The organism is Aeromonas sp. 160P, assembly GCF_055193095.1.
This window is the reverse complement of record NZ_JBUXKV010000001.1, coordinates 658,486-677,500: the sequence shown is the minus strand read 5'-3', so window position 1 is coordinate 677,500 and position 19,015 is coordinate 658,486. Positions and strand designations below refer to the sequence as shown.

Below are 19,015 nucleotides of genomic sequence, written 5' to 3'. Positions count from 1 at the left end.
ACCAGTAAGTAATATCCGGGAGACACACGGCGGGTGCTAACGTCCGTCGTGAAGAGGGAAACAACCCAGACCGCCAGCTAAGGTCCCAAAGTTCTGGTTAAGTGGGAAACGATGTGGGAAGGCTCAGACAGCTAGGATGTTGGCTTAGAAGCAGCCATCATTTAAAGAAAGCGTAATAGCTCACTAGTCGAGTCGGCCTGCGCGGAAGATGTAACGGGGCTCAAACCAGGCACCGAAGCTGCGGATTCACACTTATGTGTGAGTGGTAGGGGAGCGTTCTGTAAGTCTGCGAAGGTGTATCGAGAGGTATGCTGGAGATATCAGAAGTGCGAATGCTGACGTAAGTAACGATAAAGGGGGTGAAAAACCTCCTCGCCGGAAGACCAAGGGTTCCTGTCCAACGTTAATCGGGGCAGGGTGAGTCGACCCCTAAGGTGAGGCCGAAAGGCGTAATCGATGGGAAGCAGGTTAATATTCCTGCACGACTTGTAATTGCGATGGGGGGACGGAGAAGGCTAGGTGGGCCAGGCGACGGTTGTCCTGGTGAAAGTGCGTAGGCGGTATTTCTAGGCAAATCCGGAGATACAACGCTGAGACACGAGACGAACGCACTACGGTGCGGAAGCCATTGATGCCATGCTTCCAGGAAAAGCCTCTAAGCTTCAGATTACAAGTCATCGTACCCCAAACCGACACAGGTGGTCGGGTAGAGAATACCAAGGCGCTTGAGAGAACTCGGGTGAAGGAACTAGGCAAAATAGAACCGTAACTTCGGGAGAAGGTTCGCTCTTGACAGTGAAGTCCCTTGCGGATGGAGCAGTTGGGAGTCGCAGTGACCAGATGGCTGGGACTGTTTATCAAAAACACAGCACTCTGCAAACACGAAAGTGGACGTATAGGGTGTGACACCTGCCCGGTGCCGGAAGGTTAATTGATGGGGTTAGCGCAAGCGAAGCTCTTGATCGAAGCCCCGGTAAACGGCGGCCGTAACTATAACGGTCCTAAGGTAGCGAAATTCCTTGTCGGGTAAGTTCCGACCTGCACGAATGGTGTAACCATGGCCATGCTGTCTCCACCCGAGACTCAGTGAAATCGAATTCGCCGTGAAGATGCGGTGTACCCGCGGCTAGACGGAAAGACCCCGTGAACCTTTACTACAGCTTGGCACTGAACATTGAACCTACATGTGTAGGATAGGTGGGAGGCTTTGAAGGCGTGACGCCAGTTGCGCTGGAGCCGTCCTTGAAATACCACCCTTGTATGTTTGATGTTCTAACGCAGGGCCCTGAATCGGGCTCGCGGACAGTGCCTGGTGGGTAGTTTGACTGGGGCGGTCTCCTCCCAAAGAGTAACGGAGGAGCACGAAGGTTGGCTAATCCTGGTCGGACATCAGGAGGTTAGTGCAATGGCATAAGCCAGCTTAACTGCGAGACGGACAGGTCGAGCAGGTACGAAAGTAGGTCATAGTGATCCGGTGGTTCTGAATGGAAGGGCCATCGCTCAACGGATAAAAGGTACTCCGGGGATAACAGGCTGATACCGCCCAAGAGTTCATATCGACGGCGGTGTTTGGCACCTCGATGTCGGCTCATCACATCCTGGGGCTGAAGTCGGTCCCAAGGGTATGGCTGTTCGCCATTTAAAGTGGTACGCGAGCTGGGTTCAGAACGTCGTGAGACAGTTCGGTCCCTATCTGCCGTGGGCGTTGGATGATTGAAGGGAGTTGCTCCTAGTACGAGAGGACCGGAGTGAACGAACCTCTGGTGTTCGGGTTGTCACGCCAGTGGCACTGCCCGGTAGCTAAGTTCGGAATCGATAACCGCTGAAAGCATCTAAGCGGGAAGCGAGCCCTGAGATGAGTCATCCCTGACCCCTTGAGGGTCCTAAAGGGCCGTTGGAGACCACAACGTTGATAGGTGGGGTGTGTAAGCGCGGCGACGTGTTGAGCTAACCCATACTAATTACCCGTGAGGCTTAACCATACAACACCCAAGAAGTGTTTCTGGCCTTGTAGCGAATGAACGAACTACTTAACTAATTCAGTGATAATGACCCAGTCGTTATTCACGTCAGCTTTCTAGATTAAGAATTTGCCTGGCGGCCATAGCGCCGTGGAACCACCTGATCCCATGCCGAACTCAGAAGTGAAACGCGGTAGCGCCGATGGTAGTGTGGCATTCGCCATGCGAGAGTAGGACACTGCCAGGCTTTAATTAAGCAACTACAGCGATGTGGTTGGTCGCGATACGACGTCAGGTTGTATTGGACGGAAGATTTAGATAACGCACACAGTGTGTTCTTTACCGGTTAGTGTGCTGATATGGCTCAGTTGGTAGAGCGCATCCTTGGTAAGGATGAGGTCCCCAGTTCGACTCTGGGTATCAGCACCATGAAAACAAAAGCCTCCCTGAAAAGGGAGGCTTTTTTGCATTTGTCTCTCGGCAAAAGGTCACCATATTCTCTGCTAATCCCCATTTCATAGGGTTTCATACTTCTCCATTGCTCTCCCTTTTGTGGTTCGTTTGACCACAAAACCCATTAATTGCGCGAAATTCATCATGGTGTGATGGGTACAAAACGTTTTACATTGAGGGTCCGCCGCGTTTTGCCTATTTCATGGAGAGAGGATATGGCACAGGATAATGAGTGCTGTTGGGGGGCCGTTCCCACCAAGGCGCACAGAGGTCTGCTGTCGCTGATGCTGCTCGGCCTGGCTTTCTTCTCTGCCAGCATGTGGACCGACGGTACGCTTGGCAGGCGCTGGTTGCTACGGCAGTCGGGGTGGCTGTCGGCAAGTGGCTGCCGGGTATAGTGCCACTCAACGCGGTATTGGGCGCCGCCTTCACCTATTTCATTCTGGTTCGCCTCACCCAGCGACCGGTTCTGGTACAGGACACTAGCAAATGCTGATTCAACATATTCGTTTTGCCGATCGGGAAGGGTTGTGGCAGATCCGCTGTCAGGATGGGGTCATCACCGCCATCGAACCCCATGACGAACATGCCGTGGCCGGTCGGGTGCTGGACGGGGAGGGTGGTCTGGCCATCGCCCCCTTTATCGAGCCCCACATTCACCTCGATAGCACCCAGACGGCGGGCAAGCCGAGCTGGAATCTCTCCGGTACCTTGTTCGAGGGGATCGAGCGCTGGGCCGAGCGCAAGGCGCTGTTGACCCATGAGGATGTGAAACAGCGCGCCATCCAGACACTGAAATGGCAGATCGCCAACGGCATCCAGTTCGTGCGCACCCACGTCGATGTCTCCGACCCCAATCTGGTGGCTCTGAAGGCGATGCTGGAAGTGCGGGAGGAGATGAAGGAGTGGGTGGAGCTGCAAATTGTCGCCTTCCCGCAGGAGGGGATCCTCTCCTACCCCAACGGCAAGGCATTGCTGGAGGAGGCGCTCAAGCTGGGGGCCGATGTGATCGGTGCGATTCCCCATTTCGAGTTTACGCGGGAATATGGGGTCGAAAGTCTGCACTACATCTTCGATCTTGCCGAGAAGTATCAGGTTCTGGTCGATGTGCACTGCGACGAGATCGATGATGAGCAGTCCCGCTTTATCGAGACGCTGGCGACCCTGGCCTACGAGCGCGGTATCGGCCATAGAGTCACCGCCAGCCACACCACCGCCATGCACTCCTACAACGGGGCTTATGCTTCCCGCCTGTTCCGGTTGCTCAAGATGGCGGACATCAACTTCGTGGCCAATCCGCTGGTGAACATTCACCTGCAGGGGCGCTTCGATACCTATCCCAAGCGTCGCGGCATCACCCGGGTGAAGGAGATGCTGGAGGCGAACATCAACGTCTGCTTCGGCCATGACGATGTGTTCGATCCCTGGTATCCCATGGGGACGGCCAACATGTTGCAGGTGCTGCACATGGGGCTGCATGTCTGCCAGATCATGGGTTACGAGCAGATCAACGACGGTCTGAAGCTGATCAGCAGCCACAGCGCCCGCACCCTGAACGTGCAGGATCGCTATGGTATCGAGGTGGGCAAACCGGCCAATCTGCTGATCTTGCCCGCTGATAGCGGTTTTGATGCGGTGCGCCGTCAGGTGCCGGTGCGCTATTCAATCCGTCACGGCAAGGTGATCGCCCAGACCCGCCCGGCCCAGACCGAAATCGTGCTGGGTCAGCCCGAGCCGATCGATTTTCGCCGCTGATTATTCAATCAGGATCGCGGGCGATGAGTTCCGCCTCTGGGCACAAGGGCCGTCAGTGGGACATAATGGCGACCTGACCCTGAGGGAGTAACGCCATGCAAACCTGGTTCTACGTTGCAGCAGGGGGGGCTATTGGTGCCTCCCTTCGTTTTGGAATTGCCGAATTGATGGCTTTGCTGCTGGGCCGCCACTTCCCTTACGGGACTCTGGTGGTCAATGTGGTGGGCTCCTTCATCATGGGGGTAGCTTATGCCCTCATCAGCCACAGTCATATTGTGGAGCACCCGATGAAACCGCTGTTGATGGTCGGGATCCTCGGTGCCTTGACCACCTTCTCTTCCTTTGCCCTCGATACAGTAGTGCTGGCTCAACACGGAGCTTATCTGAAAGCACTGCTCAACATTGCGCTCAATCTCTTCCTCTGTCTGGCCATGGTGGTGCTGGGCATGCAGTTGGTTGCGAGCCGGGTTTAAGGTGTCCGCACGCCAGTGGCTCTGGTAAACTGGCGACCATTCTTTGCTCTATGGGTGTTTAAGGGATGTCAGAACAAGCAACGACAACGCATTTTGGCTTTAAAACCGTGGCCGCGACCGAGAAGGAAACTCTGGTAGCCGGTGTCTTCCATTCGGTGGCAGCCAAGTATGATCTGATGAACGATCTGATGTCGTTCGGCATCCACCGCCTGTGGAAGCGCTTCACCATCGACTGCTCCGGTGTGCGCAAGGGCCAGAAGGTGCTGGATCTGGCCGGTGGCACCGGTGATTTGACCGCCAAGTTCTCCCGCATCGTCGGCGAGACCGGTCAGGTGGTGTTGGCGGATATCAACGACTCCATGCTGAAAGTGGGCCGCGACAAGCTGCGCAATCTGGGGGTCGCCAACAACGTCTCCTACGTGCAGGCCAACGCCGAGGCGCTGCCCTTCCCGGATAACCACTTCGACCTCATCACCATCGGCTTCGGTCTGCGCAACGTCACCGACAAGGACAAGGCGCTCGCCTCCATGTTCCGGGTGCTCAAGCCGGGTGGCCGTCTGCTGGTGCTGGAGTTCTCCAAGCCGGCCAGCGAAGTGATCGCCAAGCTGTATGACCTCTACTCCTTCAAATTGTTGCCTAAAATGGGCGAACTGGTGGCTAACGACGGCGAAAGCTACAAGTATCTGGCGGAATCCATCCGCATGCACCCGGATCAGCAGACCCTGGCTGGCATGATGGAAAATGTCGGTTTCGAGCAGGTCGAGTTCTTCAACCTGACTCAGGGTGTGGTCGCCCTGCATCGCGGTTACAAGTTTTAAGGTTGCCTATGCCAATCCCGATACCACTGGATGCGATGGTCACCGCGGTGATCGAAACCAGCCTCAACCATTTGCTGGCGCTGGACAAACAGAGCCCGGAGCGGCTGCGCAAACTGGTGGGCAAGGTGCTCAAGCTGGAGCTGCGTGAACTCAAGCCGCTCTGGTTTGTCTTCTCCGAGTGTCGGTTGGATGTGCTGGCCCAGCATGAAGGGGAGGCCGATGCGGTGCTCAGTCTGTCGCTGACCGCCCTCGGTCTGCTGAAAGATCCGTCCGCCCTGACCCGCTATATCCGCGAGGAGAAGCTGGATCTGAGCGGCGATCCCCAGCTGGTACAGGCATTCAGCGTGCTGTTGGGTGAGCTGGATATCGACTGGGAAGAGGAGCTGTCGCGCTATACCGGCGACGTGCTGGCTCACACCCTGTTCAGTGGTGCCCGTCAGGCGCGCCGCCTGGTTGGCCGTGAACTGTGCCGCACCCGCAGCCAGCTGGCGGAATATCTGACCGAAGAGGCCCGCCTCGCACCCGGCCCGCTGGAAGTAGCGAGCTTCAACGATGACGTCGAGGTGCTGGCCCAGCAGCTCAAGGCCGTCGAACTGCGGCTGGCCCGCTTCGAACAGCAGGTGACCTGATGACCCCGAAGGAGTTCAAACGCCTCTACCGCATCATCACTATCCTGCTGGAGCAGGGCATCGACGAACTGGTGCCCGCCCGCTATCAACCCTGGCCGGGTCGTCTGGCCCGTCGCTCCCTGTTCTGGCTCAAAAACAAGCAACCGGATCTCAGCCGCGGTGCCCGCATCCGCCTCGCCTTCGAGGCCCTTGGCCCCATCTTCATCAAGTTCGGCCAGATGCTCTCGACCCGCCGCGACCTGTTGCCGCCGGATATCGCCGAAGAGCTGGCCCTGCTGCAGGACAGGGTACCCCCCTTCTGTGGTCAGGCGGCGCGCCAGCAGATCGAGCTGAGCCTGGGTTGCCCCATCGAAACCCTGTTTGACGACTTCGACGAGACGCCACTGGCGTCGGCTTCCATCGCCCAGGTGCATACCGCTCGCCTGAAGGAGAGTGGCCGCGAGATCGTCATCAAGGTGATCCGCCCCGACATCGAGCCGGTCATCGAGGCCGACCTGCGGCTGATGCAGGCGCTGGCCCGTCTGGTAGCCCGTTTCGCGCCCCAGAGCGCGCGGCTGCGCCCCATCGAGGTGGTGGAAGAGTATCGCAAGACCATCCTCGACGAGCTCAACCTGATGCGTGAAGCCGCCAACGCGATCCAGCTGCGCCGCAACTTCACCGGCTCCGAGGCGCTCTATGTGCCTGAAATCATCACCGATCTCTGCCGCGAGCAGGTGCTGGTGATGGAGCGCATCTATGGCATTCCGGTCTCCGATATTGAGGCGCTGGAAGCCAACGGCACCAACATGAAGCTGCTGGCCGAGCGCGGGGTGGAGGTCTTCTTCACCCAGGTGTTCCGCGACAGCTTCTTTCACGCCGACATGCACCCGGGCAACATCTTTGTCTCCTATGAGCATCCGGAGAATCCGCTGTGGATCGGTATCGACTGCGGCATCGTCGGCACCCTCAATCGGGAAGACAAGCGCTATCTGGCGGAGAACTTCCTCGCTTTCTTCAACCGCGACTATCGTCGGGTGGCGGAGCTGCATGTGGAGTCGGGCTGGGTACCAGCAGATACCAAGGTGGACGAGTTCGAGTTCGCCATCCGCACCGTGCTGGAGCCCATCTTCGAGAAGCCGCTTTCCGAAATTTCGTTTGGTCATGTGCTGCTCAACCTGTTCAACACCGCTCGCCGCTTCCATATGACGGTGCAGCCGCAGCTGGTGTTGCTGCAAAAGACCCTGCTCTATGTGGAAGGGTTGGGGCGTCAGCTCTACCCGCAGCTCGATTTGTGGCAGACCGCCAAGCCCTATCTGGAAAACTGGATGCACGAGCAGGTTGGGCCGAAAGCGGTGTGGAACGCCATCAAGGAGAAGGCGCCATTCTGGGCCGAGAAACTGCCGGAGCTGCCGGAGCTGGTCTATGAGACCCTGCGCCAGACCCGTCATCAGCAGCGTCATTTCGACCAGATGTTTGCCGAGTTCAGTCGTCACAGTCGTCGCCAAGGGCAGGCCCGCTACCTCTTAGGGGTTGGAGCCAGCCTGCTATTGGCGGGTGTATTCTTGCTGACCCAAAAACAACATATTGAGTGGGGACAAATCAGTCTCGCCGGTGCAGCCCTCTGCTGGCTGGTTGGCTGGTTGCGAACCCGTTCCAATTAAACAAAAACCGCGCCATCAGGCGCCTGCTCTGGAGAGAAAGTCATGGGTGGTATCAGTATTTGGCAATTGTTGATCATCGCAGTCATCGTCGTGCTGCTGTTCGGTACCAAGAAACTGCGCGGGATTGGCGGTGATCTGGGGGCCGCGGTCAAAGGGTTCAAGAAAGCACTCTCCGACGATCCGGCCGATGCCAAGGCCGAGCAGAAAGATGCCGAGTTTCCCCCGAAACAGCTGAACGAAGCGGCTGGTCAGAGTGGCGATGCTGCCAAGCAGAAAGACAAAGATCAGGCCTAAGCCATGTTTGATATCGGTTTTTGGGAGCTGGTCGTCATCGGTGTGGTAGCACTGGTGGTACTGGGGCCCGAGCGGCTGCCGGTTGCCATTCGTACGGCTACCCACTGGATCCGCCTCATTCGTTCGACCGCCAATTCGGTCAAGTCCGAGCTGGAACAGGAGCTCAAGTTGCAAGAGCTGCACAACGATCTGAAGAAGGCGGAACAGCTGCAGATGAGTAACTTGAGTCCCGAGCTGCAGGAGTCCATCGAACAGCTCAAGGCGGCGGCCCAGTCGGTCAATCGCCCCTATCAGGTGGAGAACGAGATCCGTCCGCCGCGCCCCGAGCCGGTCGCCCAGGTTGAACCTGCCACGCCGGTGGAGCCTGCGGTACAGCTGAGCCACGACGTGCCGCCGGTCAACAGCCAGCGGGAGAGCGAGCTTGTGCCAGTCGGCGAGTCAGCAGTGAAAGAGGAGGTGAAGCCATGAGTCTGGCCGAGCAACCCCTGATCAGCCATCTGGTTGAGCTGAGAACCCGCTTGCTGCGATCCATCTCGGCCATCCTGATCGTGTTTATCGCACTGATCTACTTCTCCAACAACATCTACGACTTCGTGGCCCAACCGCTGCTCAGCCAGCTGCCGGAAGGGACCAGCATGATCGCGACGGATGTGGCGACCCCCTTCCTGACGCCGATCAAGCTGACTCTGGTGGTCTCCTTCTTCGTGGCGATCCCCTATCTGCTCTATCAGGCCTGGGCCTTTATTGCCCCGGGTCTGTACCAGCATGAGCGGCGTTTGATTATGCCGTTGGTGGTCTCGACAGCCCTGCTGTTCTATGCAGGGATGGCGTTTGCCTACTACGTGGTGTTCCCGCTGGTGTTCGGTTTCTTCACCAGTACCGCCCCCGTCGGCGTGACGGTGGCGACCGATATCGCTAGCTATCTGGACTTCGTACTGACCCTGTTCTTCGCGTTCGGGGTGGCGTTCGAAATTCCGGTGGCCACCATACTGCTGTGCTGGACCGGGGTGACCACGCCCCAGAGCCTGAAGGAGAAGCGCCCCTACGTCATCGTCGGGGTGTTTGTGGTCGGCATGCTGCTGACGCCGCCTGATGTCTTCTCCCAGACCCTGCTCGCCATCCCGATGTGGGCGCTGTGGGAGGTAGGTCTGTTCTTCGCCCGCTTCTATGTGAAGAAAGAGGATGAAGAGCAACAGGAACAACCGGATGGGGAGAGCTGAGGCTCTGTTCGTCACCTTTTTGCCGGACGGCGAGAGGATGACGAAGTCCGCAGGAATAGCAGAACGAGGGGAGCTAAGGCTCCCTTCCTCTTTTCATGCTCCCGTTCGAGGCGTATGGTGTTGGCCCATCGAGTAGATGGTTTTCAAATGCCTGATATGTATTCCTTTTGTTCGGAACGTCTTATCCCATGATCGATATCGGTTTAAACCTGACCAGCAGCCAGTTCGCCGGTGAGCAGCCTGAGCTGGTAGCCCGCGCCCGCGCCGCCGGGGTGGAAGCACTGATCCTCACCGGTACGGATCTGGCTGGCAGCCGCGACAGCGCCGAGCTTGCCGCCCGCTGGCCGGGCTACTGCTTCTCCACCGCAGGGGTCCATCCTCACGATGCCAAGAGTGTCGATGAGGCGACCCTGCCCGCCCTTCGCGAGCTGGCGGCGCTGCCGCAGGTGGTGGCCATTGGTGAGTGTGGCCTCGACTACAACCGCGACTTCTCCCCCCGTCCGGTACAGGATGCGGTATTCGACGCCCAGCTGGCACTGGCCGCCGAGCTCGGGATGCCGGTGTTTCTGCATTGTCGTGATGCGCACGCCCGTTTCATCGAGATCCTCCGCCCCTGGTTGCCGAAGCTGCCGGGGGCTGTGTTGCACTGCTTCACCGGCTCCGATGAAGAACTGGACGAGTGTCTGGCGCTGGGACTGCATATCGGGGTGACCGGCTGGCTCTGTGACGAGCGGCGCGGTCAGCTGCTGCGCGAGCAGGTAGCCCGCATTCCGGCCGGTCGGCTGATGATCGAGACCGATGCCCCCTATCTGGTGCCACGGGATCTGAAACCCCGCCCGAAACGCAACGAACCCGCTTTTTTGCCGCATATCGCCAAGGTGGTGGCGGCCTGTCGTGGTGAAGCGCCCGAGGCCTTGCTGGCCCACACCCGGGCCACCTCCGCCGCGTTCTTCCAACTTCCTCTCCAGGAGTGATTCATGGCTACAACTCTTCCGGGCGCCTTTCCGGGCCGCCGCCTGCGCCGAGTGCGCAAACATGATTTCAGCCGTCGTCTGGTGCGCGAGAACGTACTGACCGTCAACGATCTCATCTATCCGGTGTTTGTGCTGGAAGGGGAGAACCGCCGGGAAGCCGTTCCCTCCATGCCGGGGGTGGAGCGTCTCTCCATCGATCTGCTGCTGGAGGAGGCTGCCGAGCTGGTAGAGCTGGGCGTGCCCGCCATCGCCCTGTTCCCGGTCACCCCGCTTCAGAGCAAGAGCCTGATGGCGGAAGAGGCCTACAGCCCGGACGGACTGGCCCAGCGCACCGTGCGTGCCCTCAAGGCCCGCTTCCCGGAGCTGGGGGTGATCACCGACGTGGCGCTCGATCCGTTCACCACCCACGGTCAGGACGGTATCATCGATGATGAAGGCTATGTGCTGAACGACATCACCACCGAGATCTTGATCAAGCAGGCGCTCTCCCATGCCGAGGCCGGGGTCGACATAGTCGCGCCGTCCGACATGATGGATGGCCGCATCGGTGCCATCCGCGCTGCGCTGGAAGAGAACGGCTTCATCAACACCCAGATCATGGCCTACTCCGCCAAGTACGCTTCCTGCTACTACGGCCCATTCCGTGATGCGGTTGGCTCTGCCGGCAACCTCGGCAAGAGCAACAAGGCCACCTATCAGATGGATCCGGCCAACAGCAACGAAGCCTTGCACGAAGTGGCGCTGGATATTCAGGAAGGGGCTGACAGCGTGATGGTCAAGCCGGGCATGCCCTATCTGGACGTGATCCGTCAGGTGAAGGATCAGTTTGGCGTGCCGACTTTCGCTTATCAGGTTAGTGGTGAGTACGCCATGCACATGGCGGCGATCCAGAACGGCTGGCTGAAAGAGAAGGAGTGCATCATGGAGTCCCTGCTCTGCTTCAAGCGGGCCGGGGCCGACGGCATCCTCACCTATTTCGCCAAGCGCGTGGCGCAGTGGCTGAAGGAAGATGCCCGTTAAGCAGACGTGACCGAGCGTGTAACGGATAGAAAAGAGGGGAGCCAATGGCTCCCCTCTTTCGTTATGAATGTCGCCCGGAGATAACTCCGGGCTGTGCCAATCGCGGTTGATGCGACGTGGTGGAGGGAGCCAGCGGCTCCCTCTTGGTTATGACCTGCTGATTACAGCTTGGTCCAGGCATCGCTCCAGGCAGAGCCGGTACCCGGTGCATAGTGGCTGGTAGAGCCACCACACCAGCCGCTGTACGGCCAGGGTTTGCACTCGAAGTTGCCGCCGGCGTTGCTGACCCGATCACCGGCCTGATAGCTGGTGTTGGGGGCATAGGCCGGGTAGTCGCCATCGTTGCCGCCGTTGTCGCTCTCTTCAGCCAGGGTGACCGGGAAGCGCTGTACCACCGGCTTCTGGCCGTCAGCCAGACCGCTGATGACCACTTCATAGCTGCCGTCAGTGACGTTGCTGCCTTGCAGTACCAGCGAGCTGGTGCCATTCACTTTGCTGCTGGTGGTGCCGTGGCTGCGGCCGCTCTGCTCCAGGGTCGCAGTGATCTGTACCGGGTTGGCGGTAGTCACGTTGAAACGGATGCTGACCTGACCGTTGACTATGGTGTACTCGCTGGCCATGGCGCCAACGGTGAAGTCGCTGCTGTCGATCACCGGCGGCTTGTTGCCACCGTCACAGTCGCTGTCACCCTGAACTTTCCAGACACCCCAGTCACCTGTGGTACCCGGCTCTTCGTTCTGGGTCCACCAGCCAGCCAGCCAGTTCTTGCCGTTGTGGCTGACGATGTCGCCGCCGACGTAGACCTTCTTGGCATCCCAACCGTTTTCACAGATAGCGCCCTGCTCCTTGACGGTCACGTTGCGCTGCTGGGTCACCAGCTGACCGGCACTGTCGGTCACCTGATAGGTGAGGGTGTAGCGACCGACCTTGTTGCTGTCGACGCTGCCGCTGACCTTGATCTGGGCAGTCAGGTCACCATCTTCTTCGTCATTCGCGCTGACGCCGGTCATCGGATCGAAGGGGGTACCCAGCTCCAGCGTGGTGTCGGTGACGCCGCTGAATACCGGCTTCATGCTATAGACTTCGACGCTACGCAGCTGTTCGGTGACGTTGTTGTCACGATCGCTCACCTTGTAGGTGAGGGGGTAGAGACCGATGCGCTGGTTGTCTACCGAACCTTCCACCAGGATCTGGCCAGTCAGGTCGCCATCTTCCTTGTCGTTGGCGGTGACACCGGCCATGGGATCAAAGGCGGTGCCCTGCTTGATGCGGGTATCGCTCACGCCACTGAACACCGGCTTGCCGTTGTCGATCGGCGGAGTGATCTCCTGCTCGTGGATGAAGGGGCCGTAGCTCTTGATGAAGGATTCGTTGTAGGCCTGACCAGCGGCGTTACGACCCATGTCCCAGTTGATGGACCAGGTCATCACGCCGCGCAGGGGCTGGCCCTGGCTCTTCAGCTTGTTGAAGGCATCGAACAGATCTTGCGGATTGGTGACGTAGCCAGTGGCGGCGGCGTCGATGTTGGTCGGGATGCCGAACACCAGCTTGTCGTGGGGGATCTTGTAGTAGCCACGGGTGCCGTTGATCAGCGAGTCCGCCATGTAGTAGATGAACTCTTCTTTCAGGGCATCGTTGTTCTGGGCAATCCAGCCGAAGCCGTCGATCCAGATACCGTCGCCACCCTGGTTGTAGAACTGGGGGTTGATCCAGTCATAGTAACCTTCCAGCGCCCGCAGATAGGGGGTGTAGAGGCCGTTGGCGGTCAGGTAGGGGAACTCGGGCGCCATGGTGATGAGGAAGTTTTTCCCCTGGGCACGATAGTGATCTTTGACGATGCGCAGGGCGGCCGGGATCACGGTCTGGTTGTTGGCAGCGGTGACTGCGGTTTGCTCCAGATCGATGTCCAGACCGTCAAAACCGTAGGTCTCCACCAGACGAATGATCTCGTCAGCGAAGGCTTGCTCCTGGCCGGTGCGCAGCTCGATGTGGGCATCGGCACCGCCCAGTGCCAGCAGCACGGCGCGGCCCTGACGGTTCAGTTCAGCGATCTGTTCGATGAACTGGCTTTCATTCATGCCGGTGCCGGTATCCAGCTTGAAGGTCGGGATCGGGTTGCTGCCATAGACCTTCATGAAGGAGACATCGACCACGTTGTATTGCGGGTTGACCTGATCGAGCTTGACGCAGGGGGCGACGCCACCCTTGTAGCCAGCGCCGCCGCACCAGTTGTGCCAGTAGCCGACTACCACGCCAGATTGCGGGTTGACCATGTTCTGGCCTGCGCTGGCGGCGTGCAGCATGGGGCTGGTGGCGCCGATCAGGCAGCCCAGCAGGGAGAGTTTGAACTTGTTCATTGTTGCTCCGTACGTTGCAAAAGGAGGCCCATCAGGGGATGGGCTTCGGGGGCAGCTCCGCTGTCATAGGAAAATCCCTTAGACCGGTGGCTTTGCGTGGTGGTCTTTCGAGCCACCTTGCCTTTTTCACCCGACCTCTGTGTGGCACAGACAATCAAGTGGCCCCCCAAATTAGCCGCATATGGTAGGAGAGGGAAGATAAATTAATCAACGTGCTCTTCTGTATGTCACATTTTGGAAAAAGTTAATAATTCAAAGTGTTCCAGAGGGTCTTTGTTTAAATAACAGGATGTTCGAAGAGGGGGGAAAGCCTGATGGCCACAGGGTTGGTGAGGAATTTACCCTGATGCTCGCCACCGGTGGCATGCCTATCAGTAGCACGGGAATGATGGGGAACAAGGGCTGCGGCCTGTGTCATTAGCTGACGCGAGGTGGCCCCCGGCTGGCTGGCGGCACCCCGGTTGTGAGACGGATGGCAAAAAGGGGGCTGGAGTGTGATTCCAGCTTGATTATTGCATGGGTTGCCCACATGTTAGAAAACCATACAGAGCTGATAAAGCGGTCTGTTCAAGACCTAACAAGAGGTAACCGGGATGAATAACCCTTTGCTGACAATGGATGCACTGCCCCCTTTCAGCCAGATCCAGCCAGAGCAGGTGCAAGCTGCCGTGGTGCAGGCGATCGCTGACTGCAAGCAGAAGATCAGCGATGTGCTGGCCCAGAATGAAACCCACACCTGGGATAGCCTGATTGCCCCGCTGGAAGAGGTCAATGACCGTCTGGCTCGGATCTGGTCACCGGTCAGCCACCTTAATTCCGTCCTTAACAGCGAAGCGCTACGAGTGGCACATGATGCCTGCCTGCCGCTGCTCTCTGAGTTCCAGACTTATGTCGGCCAGCATGAAGGGCTCTATCAAGCCTATCTTGGCCTCTCCCAAAGCGATGACTTCCCGCTGCTGAGCGGCGCCCAGCGCAAGGAAATCCTCAATACCCTGCGCGATTTCCGCCTCTCCGGTATCGGTCTGCCTGCCGAGGCGCAGCAGCGTTACGGCGAAATTCAGGCCCGTCTCTCCGAGCTGGCCTCCCGCTTCAGCAACAATGTGCTGGATGCCACCCAGGGCTGGCACAAGCCGGTGACCGAGGAAGCCGAACTGGCCGGTCTGCCCGACAGCGTGCGGGCTGCTGCCCGTCAGATGGCCGAACTCAAGGGCAAAGAGGGGTGGCTGTTCACTCTGGATATCCCCTCCTATCTGCCGGTGATGATGTACTCGGACAACCGCGAACTGCGTGCCGAGATGTATCAGGCCTTCACCACTCGCGCCTCGGATCAGGGCCCCAACGGGGGTAAGTGGGACAACTCCGCCATCATGAGCGAGCTGCTCACCTTGCGCCGCGAACTGGCCCAGCTGCTTGGCTTTGCCAACTATGCCGAGCTGTCGCTGGCGACCAAGATGGCGGACAAGACCGAACAGGTGGTGAGCTTTCTCACCGATCTGGCGGCCAAATCCCTGCCGCAAGGCAAAGCCGAGCTGGAGGAGATCCGCGCCTTCGCCACCGAGCAACATGGTCAGAGCGAGCTGGCCGCCTGGGATCTCGCCTATTACGCCGAGAAGCTCAAGCAGCACAAATTCTCCATCTCCGACGAGCAGTTGCGCCCCTACTTCCCCGCCAGCAAGGTGGTGAAGGGGCTGTTCGAAGTGGTGAAGCGGGTGTTTGGCATGAAGGTGCGCGAGCGTCTCGGCATTGATACCTGGCACCCGGACGTGCGCTTCTACGACATCTTCGATGCCGAGGATGAGCTGCGTGGTAGCTTCTACCTCGATCTCTACGCCCGTGAACACAAGCAGGGCGGCGCCTGGATGGATGTGTGCCTGGGTCGTCGTTACCGTCAGGATGGCTCGCTGCAAAAGCCGGTGGCCTACCTGACCTGCAACTTCAACGGCCCGGTGGATGGCAAGCCAGCGCTGTTTACCCACAACGAAGTGGTCACCTTGTTCCACGAGTTCGGTCACGGTATTCATCATATGCTGACCCGCATCGACGTGGCCGGTGTCGCCGGGATCAACGGCGTGGCCTGGGATGCGGTGGAGCTGCCGAGCCAGTTCCTCGAGAACTGGTGCTGGGAGTCCGAGGCGCTGGCCTTTATCTCTGGCCATCATGAGACCGGCGAACCGCTGCCTGCTGATCTGCTGGAGAAGATGCTGACGGCCCGCAACTTCCAGGCGGCGATGCAGATGCTGCGCCAGCTGGAGTTTTCTCTGTTTGACTTCCGGTTGCATCAGACATTTGACCCGGCCAACCCGGATCAAATCCCGAACCTGCTGGCTGAAGTGCGCAGTCAGGTGGCGGTGATGACGCCACCCGAGTTCAACCGCTTCCAGCACAGCTTCTCCCACATTTTTGCCGGTGGCTATGCGGCGGGTTACTACAGCTATAAGTGGGCTGAAGTGCTCTCTGCTGACGCCTTCTCCCGCTTCGAGGAGGAGGGGATTTTCAATCCGGTCACCGGCCAATCCTTCCTGAAGCACATTCTGGAGAAGGGGGGCTCGAAAGAGCCAATGGAGCTGTTCCGTGCCTTCCGTGGCCGCGAGCCCAAGGTGGATGCCCTGCTGCGCCACAGCGGGATCGCTGCGTGATATCTCTCCTCCAGAACCGGGGTGAGCTTCAAGCAGGTACATATTTATGACCTTGTAGGGTCAATTTGTGACTGGTGCGACAAAAAGGGACCTTATGGTCCCTTTTTTCGAGTCTTTTTAATATCTTGCTGACTGCATATTTGCACTGCCCGCGGCTCTTCAGTAGAGTCGTGTTCTAATCAGTCAAGGTGAGAAAGCCACTTGCCATGAGGCGAGCTCTCGATTCCGTCTATCAAATCATCTCCAGTCTGGCTCATTCGAGCGGGCGGGGATATTTCGATACTTTTGTGAGTGAAATCGCCGCTGCTGTGATGGCTGATGTCGTCCTGATCTCCAGTGGGGCGTTCAATGACACCCACTTGACGGTACAGGCGGCCTATCCCTCCTCCCTTGACCCCGATACCCTGACGCTGCAACTGACGACCACCCCTGATGCTATTACCTGGCAGGAGGGCGAGGCCTGGTTCAGCGATCGTCTGCTACAGCTGTTCCCCGAGATGCCACTTGCCCGCCAGTGGCAAGCCCGGGCGTATGTCGGGATTGCCCTCAAGAATGCTGACGGCGAGACCATAGGTGTCTGCAGTTTGCTCTATCGCCAGCCCCAAACCGATATGGGCCGGGTGATGGGCTTGCTCAGGCTGCTGGGGCCACTGGCGGGCCGCGAGCTGGCGTTGCTGTTGCAGCGACAGCTGCCGCAGCCAGTGCCTGATGCCCCCCAAGTGTTGCAGAGCATGCTTTTTGAGGCTCCGGTGGGGATCGGCAAGCTGGATCTCACTGGCCGGATCCTCTGGGCCAATCCGGCTATTGAAAGGATGTTGGGTTATTCCCTCGACGAGCTGCTGCAGCGATCCATCTCTGACATCAATCACCCCGAGGACTGGCAACGCAGTCTCGAGTGCTACCAGCAAATTCACCGTGGTGAGTGCAGTCGTTTTACGCTGGAGAAGCGCTACCTGCGCAAAGGGGGGGAGATCCTGTGGGGGCGGGTCACGGTTACCCTTATCACTGACGAGCAACAGCAGCCGGACTACCTGATGGTGCTGCTGGAGAATATCGATCCTCTCAAGCGTCATGCCGAACAGCTTAAACTTTCCCACCGGGTCTATGACAACCTCTCCGAAGCCATTCTGGTGTGTGATGCCGATAGCCGCATCATCTCGGTCAACCCGGCCTTCGAGCAGATCACCGGTTACAGTGGTGACGAGGCCCGTGGCCAGCGTCCCAGCATCCTCAAGTCCGGGCTACACGATCAGACCTTCTATGCCGACATGTACCATGCGCTGGAGCGGGTGGGGGTGTGGCGCGGCGAGGTGTGGAACAAGCGCAAGAACGGCAAGCTCTATCCGCAGCAGCTGATGATAAGTACCCTGCGTGAAGCGGGAAAAATCCAGCAATATATCGCCATTTTCAGCGATCTTTCCCAAACCAAGCAGGCTGAGCAGAAGATCGCCGCCCAAGCAAACTATGACACCCTCACCAGCCTGCCCAACCGCTGGTTGTTTAGCCGCTGTTTGAGTCGTTTTTGCGAGCGGGGCGAACGCTTTTCCCTGATGGTGCTCGATCTCAATAACTTCAAGGCGGTCAACAACAGCATGGATCACCAGGCCGGTGATGCCCTGTTGCGGGAGGTATCGGATCGACTGGTGAGCCGGGTGCGTACCGAAGATATGGTGGCCCGTATCGGCGGCGACGAGTTTGCCTTTCTGGTGCCCGGTATCGTCACTCGCCGTCAGGCGGAGGTGTTTGCCAAACAGGTGATCGGCAGCTTCGCCCGTCCCTTTATGCTGGCCAACCAGCAGCTCTATGTCACCGCGACCATCGGCATGACCCTTTGTCCGGTCGATGGCAGCGAGAGCGACGAGCTGCTACGCAACGCCGAACAGGCACTGTTTGCGGCAAAGCGGCAGGGGAGGTTGCTGGGTGCCTACAGCGCGACCATGCGGGAAGAGGTGCGCCAGCGCCACCAGATGCAGCAGGATTTGGCTGAAGCGATCAAGCTGGAACAGCTGACCATGGCCTACCAGCCGATCTGGGATAACCGCAGCGGGCGGGTTGCCAAGCTGGAGGCGCTGGTACGCTGGTATCATCCCCGCTGGGGACAGGTTTCCCCCGCTGAGTTCATTCCGCTGGCGGAAGAGGCCGGCTTGATTCAGGGGTTGGGGGCACTGGTGCTGTGGCAGTCGTGCCGGGATCTGGCGCGCTTGCAGCAATCCGGTTTCCCGCAGCTGCAGATGTCGATCAACCGCTCTACCCTGGAGTTCCAGACCATAGATCCGGAAGCGAGCGAGTGGCTCAAGGTGATTCAGCACTACGGGCTTGATCCTGCCGACATCGTCATCGAAATTACCGAATCCTTGCTGATGGAGAGTAGTGATCAGCACAGGGTGCGGATCGATGCGTTGCGTGCAGCGGGGTGCCTGCTGGCCATCGATGATTTCGGCACCGGTTACTCGGCGCTCAACTACTTGCGTACCTTCCCGGTCGATCTGGTCAAAATAGATGGCTCCTTTGTTCGCCACATCCCCTTCAACGAGCAGGATCGACTGCTGCTGGACGGCATCATCAACATAGTGCACAACCTCGGCATGGAGGTGGTGATCGAAGGGGTGGAAACCCGTGAGCAGCTCAACTTCCTCTGTCAGAAGGGGTGTGCCTTCACTCAGGGCTACCTGCTCAGCCGCCCGTTGGCCTATGACGACCTGACCGATTACCTCGCCCTCAATCAACAGGGGATGAGCCTCACGGTCGTGAGCTGATCCACCGCTTCTGTTATCATGGCCGCTTC

The 19,015-nt window shown here is 58.7% G+C and carries 14 protein-coding genes, 1 tRNA gene, 2 rRNA genes and 1 riboswitch (1 of these 18 cut by a window edge); of the genes, 16 read left to right on the top strand and 1 reads right to left on the bottom strand.

Annotated elements, in window-relative coordinates; translation table 11 throughout:
• The 14 genes from ACY8FN_RS03230 to hemB form a co-directional block, all read left to right on the top strand.
• Positions 1-1,982: ribosomal RNA gene (locus tag ACY8FN_RS03230) — 23S ribosomal RNA — on the top strand; it begins 908 nt to the left of the window's first position.
• 111 nt (positions 1,983-2,093) lie between these two features.
• A 5S ribosomal RNA gene (rrf, locus tag ACY8FN_RS03225) occupies positions 2,094-2,208 on the top strand.
• Between the two features lie 106 nt (positions 2,209-2,314).
• Positions 2,315-2,390, top strand: a tRNA-Thr gene (locus ACY8FN_RS03220).
• Positions 2,391-2,733: 343 nt separating this feature from the next.
• Complete coding sequence (locus ACY8FN_RS03215) at positions 2,734-2,910, top strand: hypothetical protein (protein ID WP_463099216.1); 177 nt, start codon at positions 2,734-2,736, stop codon at positions 2,908-2,910.
• Positions 2,904-4,169 carry a cytosine deaminase gene (locus ACY8FN_RS03210; protein ID WP_463099215.1) on the top strand — a complete coding sequence of 422 codons (1,266 nt, stop codon included), beginning with the start codon at positions 2,904-2,906 and terminating at the stop codon, positions 4,167-4,169. Before ACY8FN_RS03215 ends, ACY8FN_RS03210 begins: the two co-directional genes overlap by 7 nt.
• Before the next feature lie 95 nt (positions 4,170-4,264).
• Positions 4,265-4,642: a fluoride efflux transporter CrcB gene (gene crcB / locus ACY8FN_RS03205; protein ID WP_463099214.1), complete on the top strand. Its 378-nt coding sequence runs from the start codon at positions 4,265-4,267 to the stop codon at positions 4,640-4,642.
• A gap of 65 nt (positions 4,643-4,707) precedes the next feature.
• Positions 4,708-5,460 carry a bifunctional demethylmenaquinone methyltransferase/2-methoxy-6-polyprenyl-1,4-benzoquinol methylase UbiE gene (gene ubiE, locus ACY8FN_RS03200; RefSeq protein ID WP_101345867.1) on the top strand — a complete coding sequence of 251 codons (753 nt, stop codon included), beginning with the start codon at positions 4,708-4,710 and terminating at the stop codon, positions 5,458-5,460.
• A gap of 20 nt (positions 5,461-5,480) precedes the next feature.
• Positions 5,481-6,089: a ubiquinone biosynthesis accessory factor UbiJ gene (locus ACY8FN_RS03195; RefSeq protein ID WP_463101126.1), complete on the top strand. Its 609-nt coding sequence runs from the start codon at positions 5,481-5,483 to the stop codon at positions 6,087-6,089.
• Entirely contained in the window at positions 6,089-7,729 is a 1,641-nt protein-coding gene (ubiB, locus tag ACY8FN_RS03190; RefSeq protein ID WP_101323232.1) for a ubiquinone biosynthesis regulatory protein kinase UbiB, read from the top strand. Before ACY8FN_RS03195 ends, ubiB begins: the two co-directional genes overlap by 1 nt.
• 42 nt (positions 7,730-7,771) lie before the next feature.
• Positions 7,772-8,023 (top strand): Sec-independent protein translocase subunit TatA, encoded by a 252-nt coding sequence (gene tatA, locus ACY8FN_RS03185; protein WP_463099213.1) that lies wholly within the window; start codon positions 7,772-7,774, stop codon positions 8,021-8,023.
• A 3-nt stretch (positions 8,024-8,026) separates the two neighbouring features.
• Positions 8,027-8,491, top strand: a complete 465-nt coding sequence (tatB, locus tag ACY8FN_RS03180) for a Sec-independent protein translocase protein TatB (protein WP_463099212.1) — start codon at positions 8,027-8,029, stop codon at positions 8,489-8,491.
• On the top strand, positions 8,488-9,243 hold the full coding sequence (gene tatC / locus ACY8FN_RS03175) for a twin-arginine translocase subunit TatC (RefSeq protein WP_101323234.1): 756 nt from the start codon (positions 8,488-8,490) through the stop codon (positions 9,241-9,243). Before tatB ends, tatC begins: the two co-directional genes overlap by 4 nt.
• Before the next feature lie 188 nt (positions 9,244-9,431).
• Positions 9,432-10,217, top strand: a complete 786-nt coding sequence (locus ACY8FN_RS03170; protein WP_101345870.1) for a TatD family hydrolase — start codon at positions 9,432-9,434, stop codon at positions 10,215-10,217.
• 3 nt (positions 10,218-10,220) lie between these two features.
• Positions 10,221-11,237: a porphobilinogen synthase gene (gene hemB, locus ACY8FN_RS03165; RefSeq protein WP_139720697.1), complete on the top strand. Its 1,017-nt coding sequence runs from the start codon at positions 10,221-10,223 to the stop codon at positions 11,235-11,237.
• Positions 11,238-11,398: 161 nt separating this feature from the next.
• Here hemB and ACY8FN_RS03160 read toward each other — a convergent pair whose 3' ends face one another.
• Positions 11,399-13,594, bottom strand: a complete 2,196-nt coding sequence (locus ACY8FN_RS03160) for an immunoglobulin-like domain-containing protein (RefSeq protein ID WP_101345872.1) — start codon at positions 13,592-13,594, stop codon at positions 11,399-11,401.
• 47 nt (positions 13,595-13,641) lie between these two features.
• A riboswitch (cyclic di-GMP riboswitch) is annotated at positions 13,642-13,726 on the bottom strand.
• 461 nt (positions 13,727-14,187) lie between these two features.
• Here ACY8FN_RS03160 and prlC point away from each other — a divergent pair.
• Positions 14,188-16,230, top strand: a complete 2,043-nt coding sequence (prlC, locus tag ACY8FN_RS03155) for an oligopeptidase A (protein ID WP_463099211.1) — start codon at positions 14,188-14,190, stop codon at positions 16,228-16,230.
• Positions 16,231-16,436: 206 nt separating this feature from the next.
• Entirely contained in the window at positions 16,437-18,986 is a 2,550-nt protein-coding gene (locus tag ACY8FN_RS03150; protein WP_463099210.1) for a putative bifunctional diguanylate cyclase/phosphodiesterase, read from the top strand.
• Positions 18,987-19,015 lie beyond the last annotated feature (29 nt).

Excerpts from the sequence above, each read along its gene's own strand:
- ACY8FN_RS03210 (WP_463099215.1), top strand. The coding sequence starts at position 2,904 with ATGCTGATTCAACATATTCGTTTTGCCGATCGGGAAGGGTTGTGGCAG.
- crcB (WP_463099214.1), top strand. The coding sequence starts at position 4,265 with ATGCAAACCTGGTTCTACGTTGCAGCAGGGGGGGCTATTGGTGCCTCC.
- ubiE (WP_101345867.1), top strand. The coding sequence starts at position 4,708 with ATGTCAGAACAAGCAACGACAACGCATTTTGGCTTTAAAACCGTGGCC.
- ubiB (WP_101323232.1), top strand. The coding sequence starts at position 6,089 with ATGACCCCGAAGGAGTTCAAACGCCTCTACCGCATCATCACTATCCTG.
- tatA (WP_463099213.1), top strand. The coding sequence starts at position 7,772 with ATGGGTGGTATCAGTATTTGGCAATTGTTGATCATCGCAGTCATCGTC.
- tatB (WP_463099212.1), top strand. The coding sequence starts at position 8,027 with ATGTTTGATATCGGTTTTTGGGAGCTGGTCGTCATCGGTGTGGTAGCA.
- tatC (WP_101323234.1), top strand. The coding sequence starts at position 8,488 with ATGAGTCTGGCCGAGCAACCCCTGATCAGCCATCTGGTTGAGCTGAGA.
- ACY8FN_RS03170 (WP_101345870.1), top strand. The coding sequence starts at position 9,432 with ATGATCGATATCGGTTTAAACCTGACCAGCAGCCAGTTCGCCGGTGAG.
- hemB (WP_139720697.1), top strand. The coding sequence starts at position 10,221 with ATGGCTACAACTCTTCCGGGCGCCTTTCCGGGCCGCCGCCTGCGCCGA.
- ACY8FN_RS03160 (WP_101345872.1), bottom strand. The coding sequence starts at position 13,594 with ATGAACAAGTTCAAACTCTCCCTGCTGGGCTGCCTGATCGGCGCCACC.
- prlC (WP_463099211.1), top strand. The coding sequence starts at position 14,188 with ATGAATAACCCTTTGCTGACAATGGATGCACTGCCCCCTTTCAGCCAG.
- ACY8FN_RS03150 (WP_463099210.1), top strand. The coding sequence starts at position 16,437 with ATGAGGCGAGCTCTCGATTCCGTCTATCAAATCATCTCCAGTCTGGCT.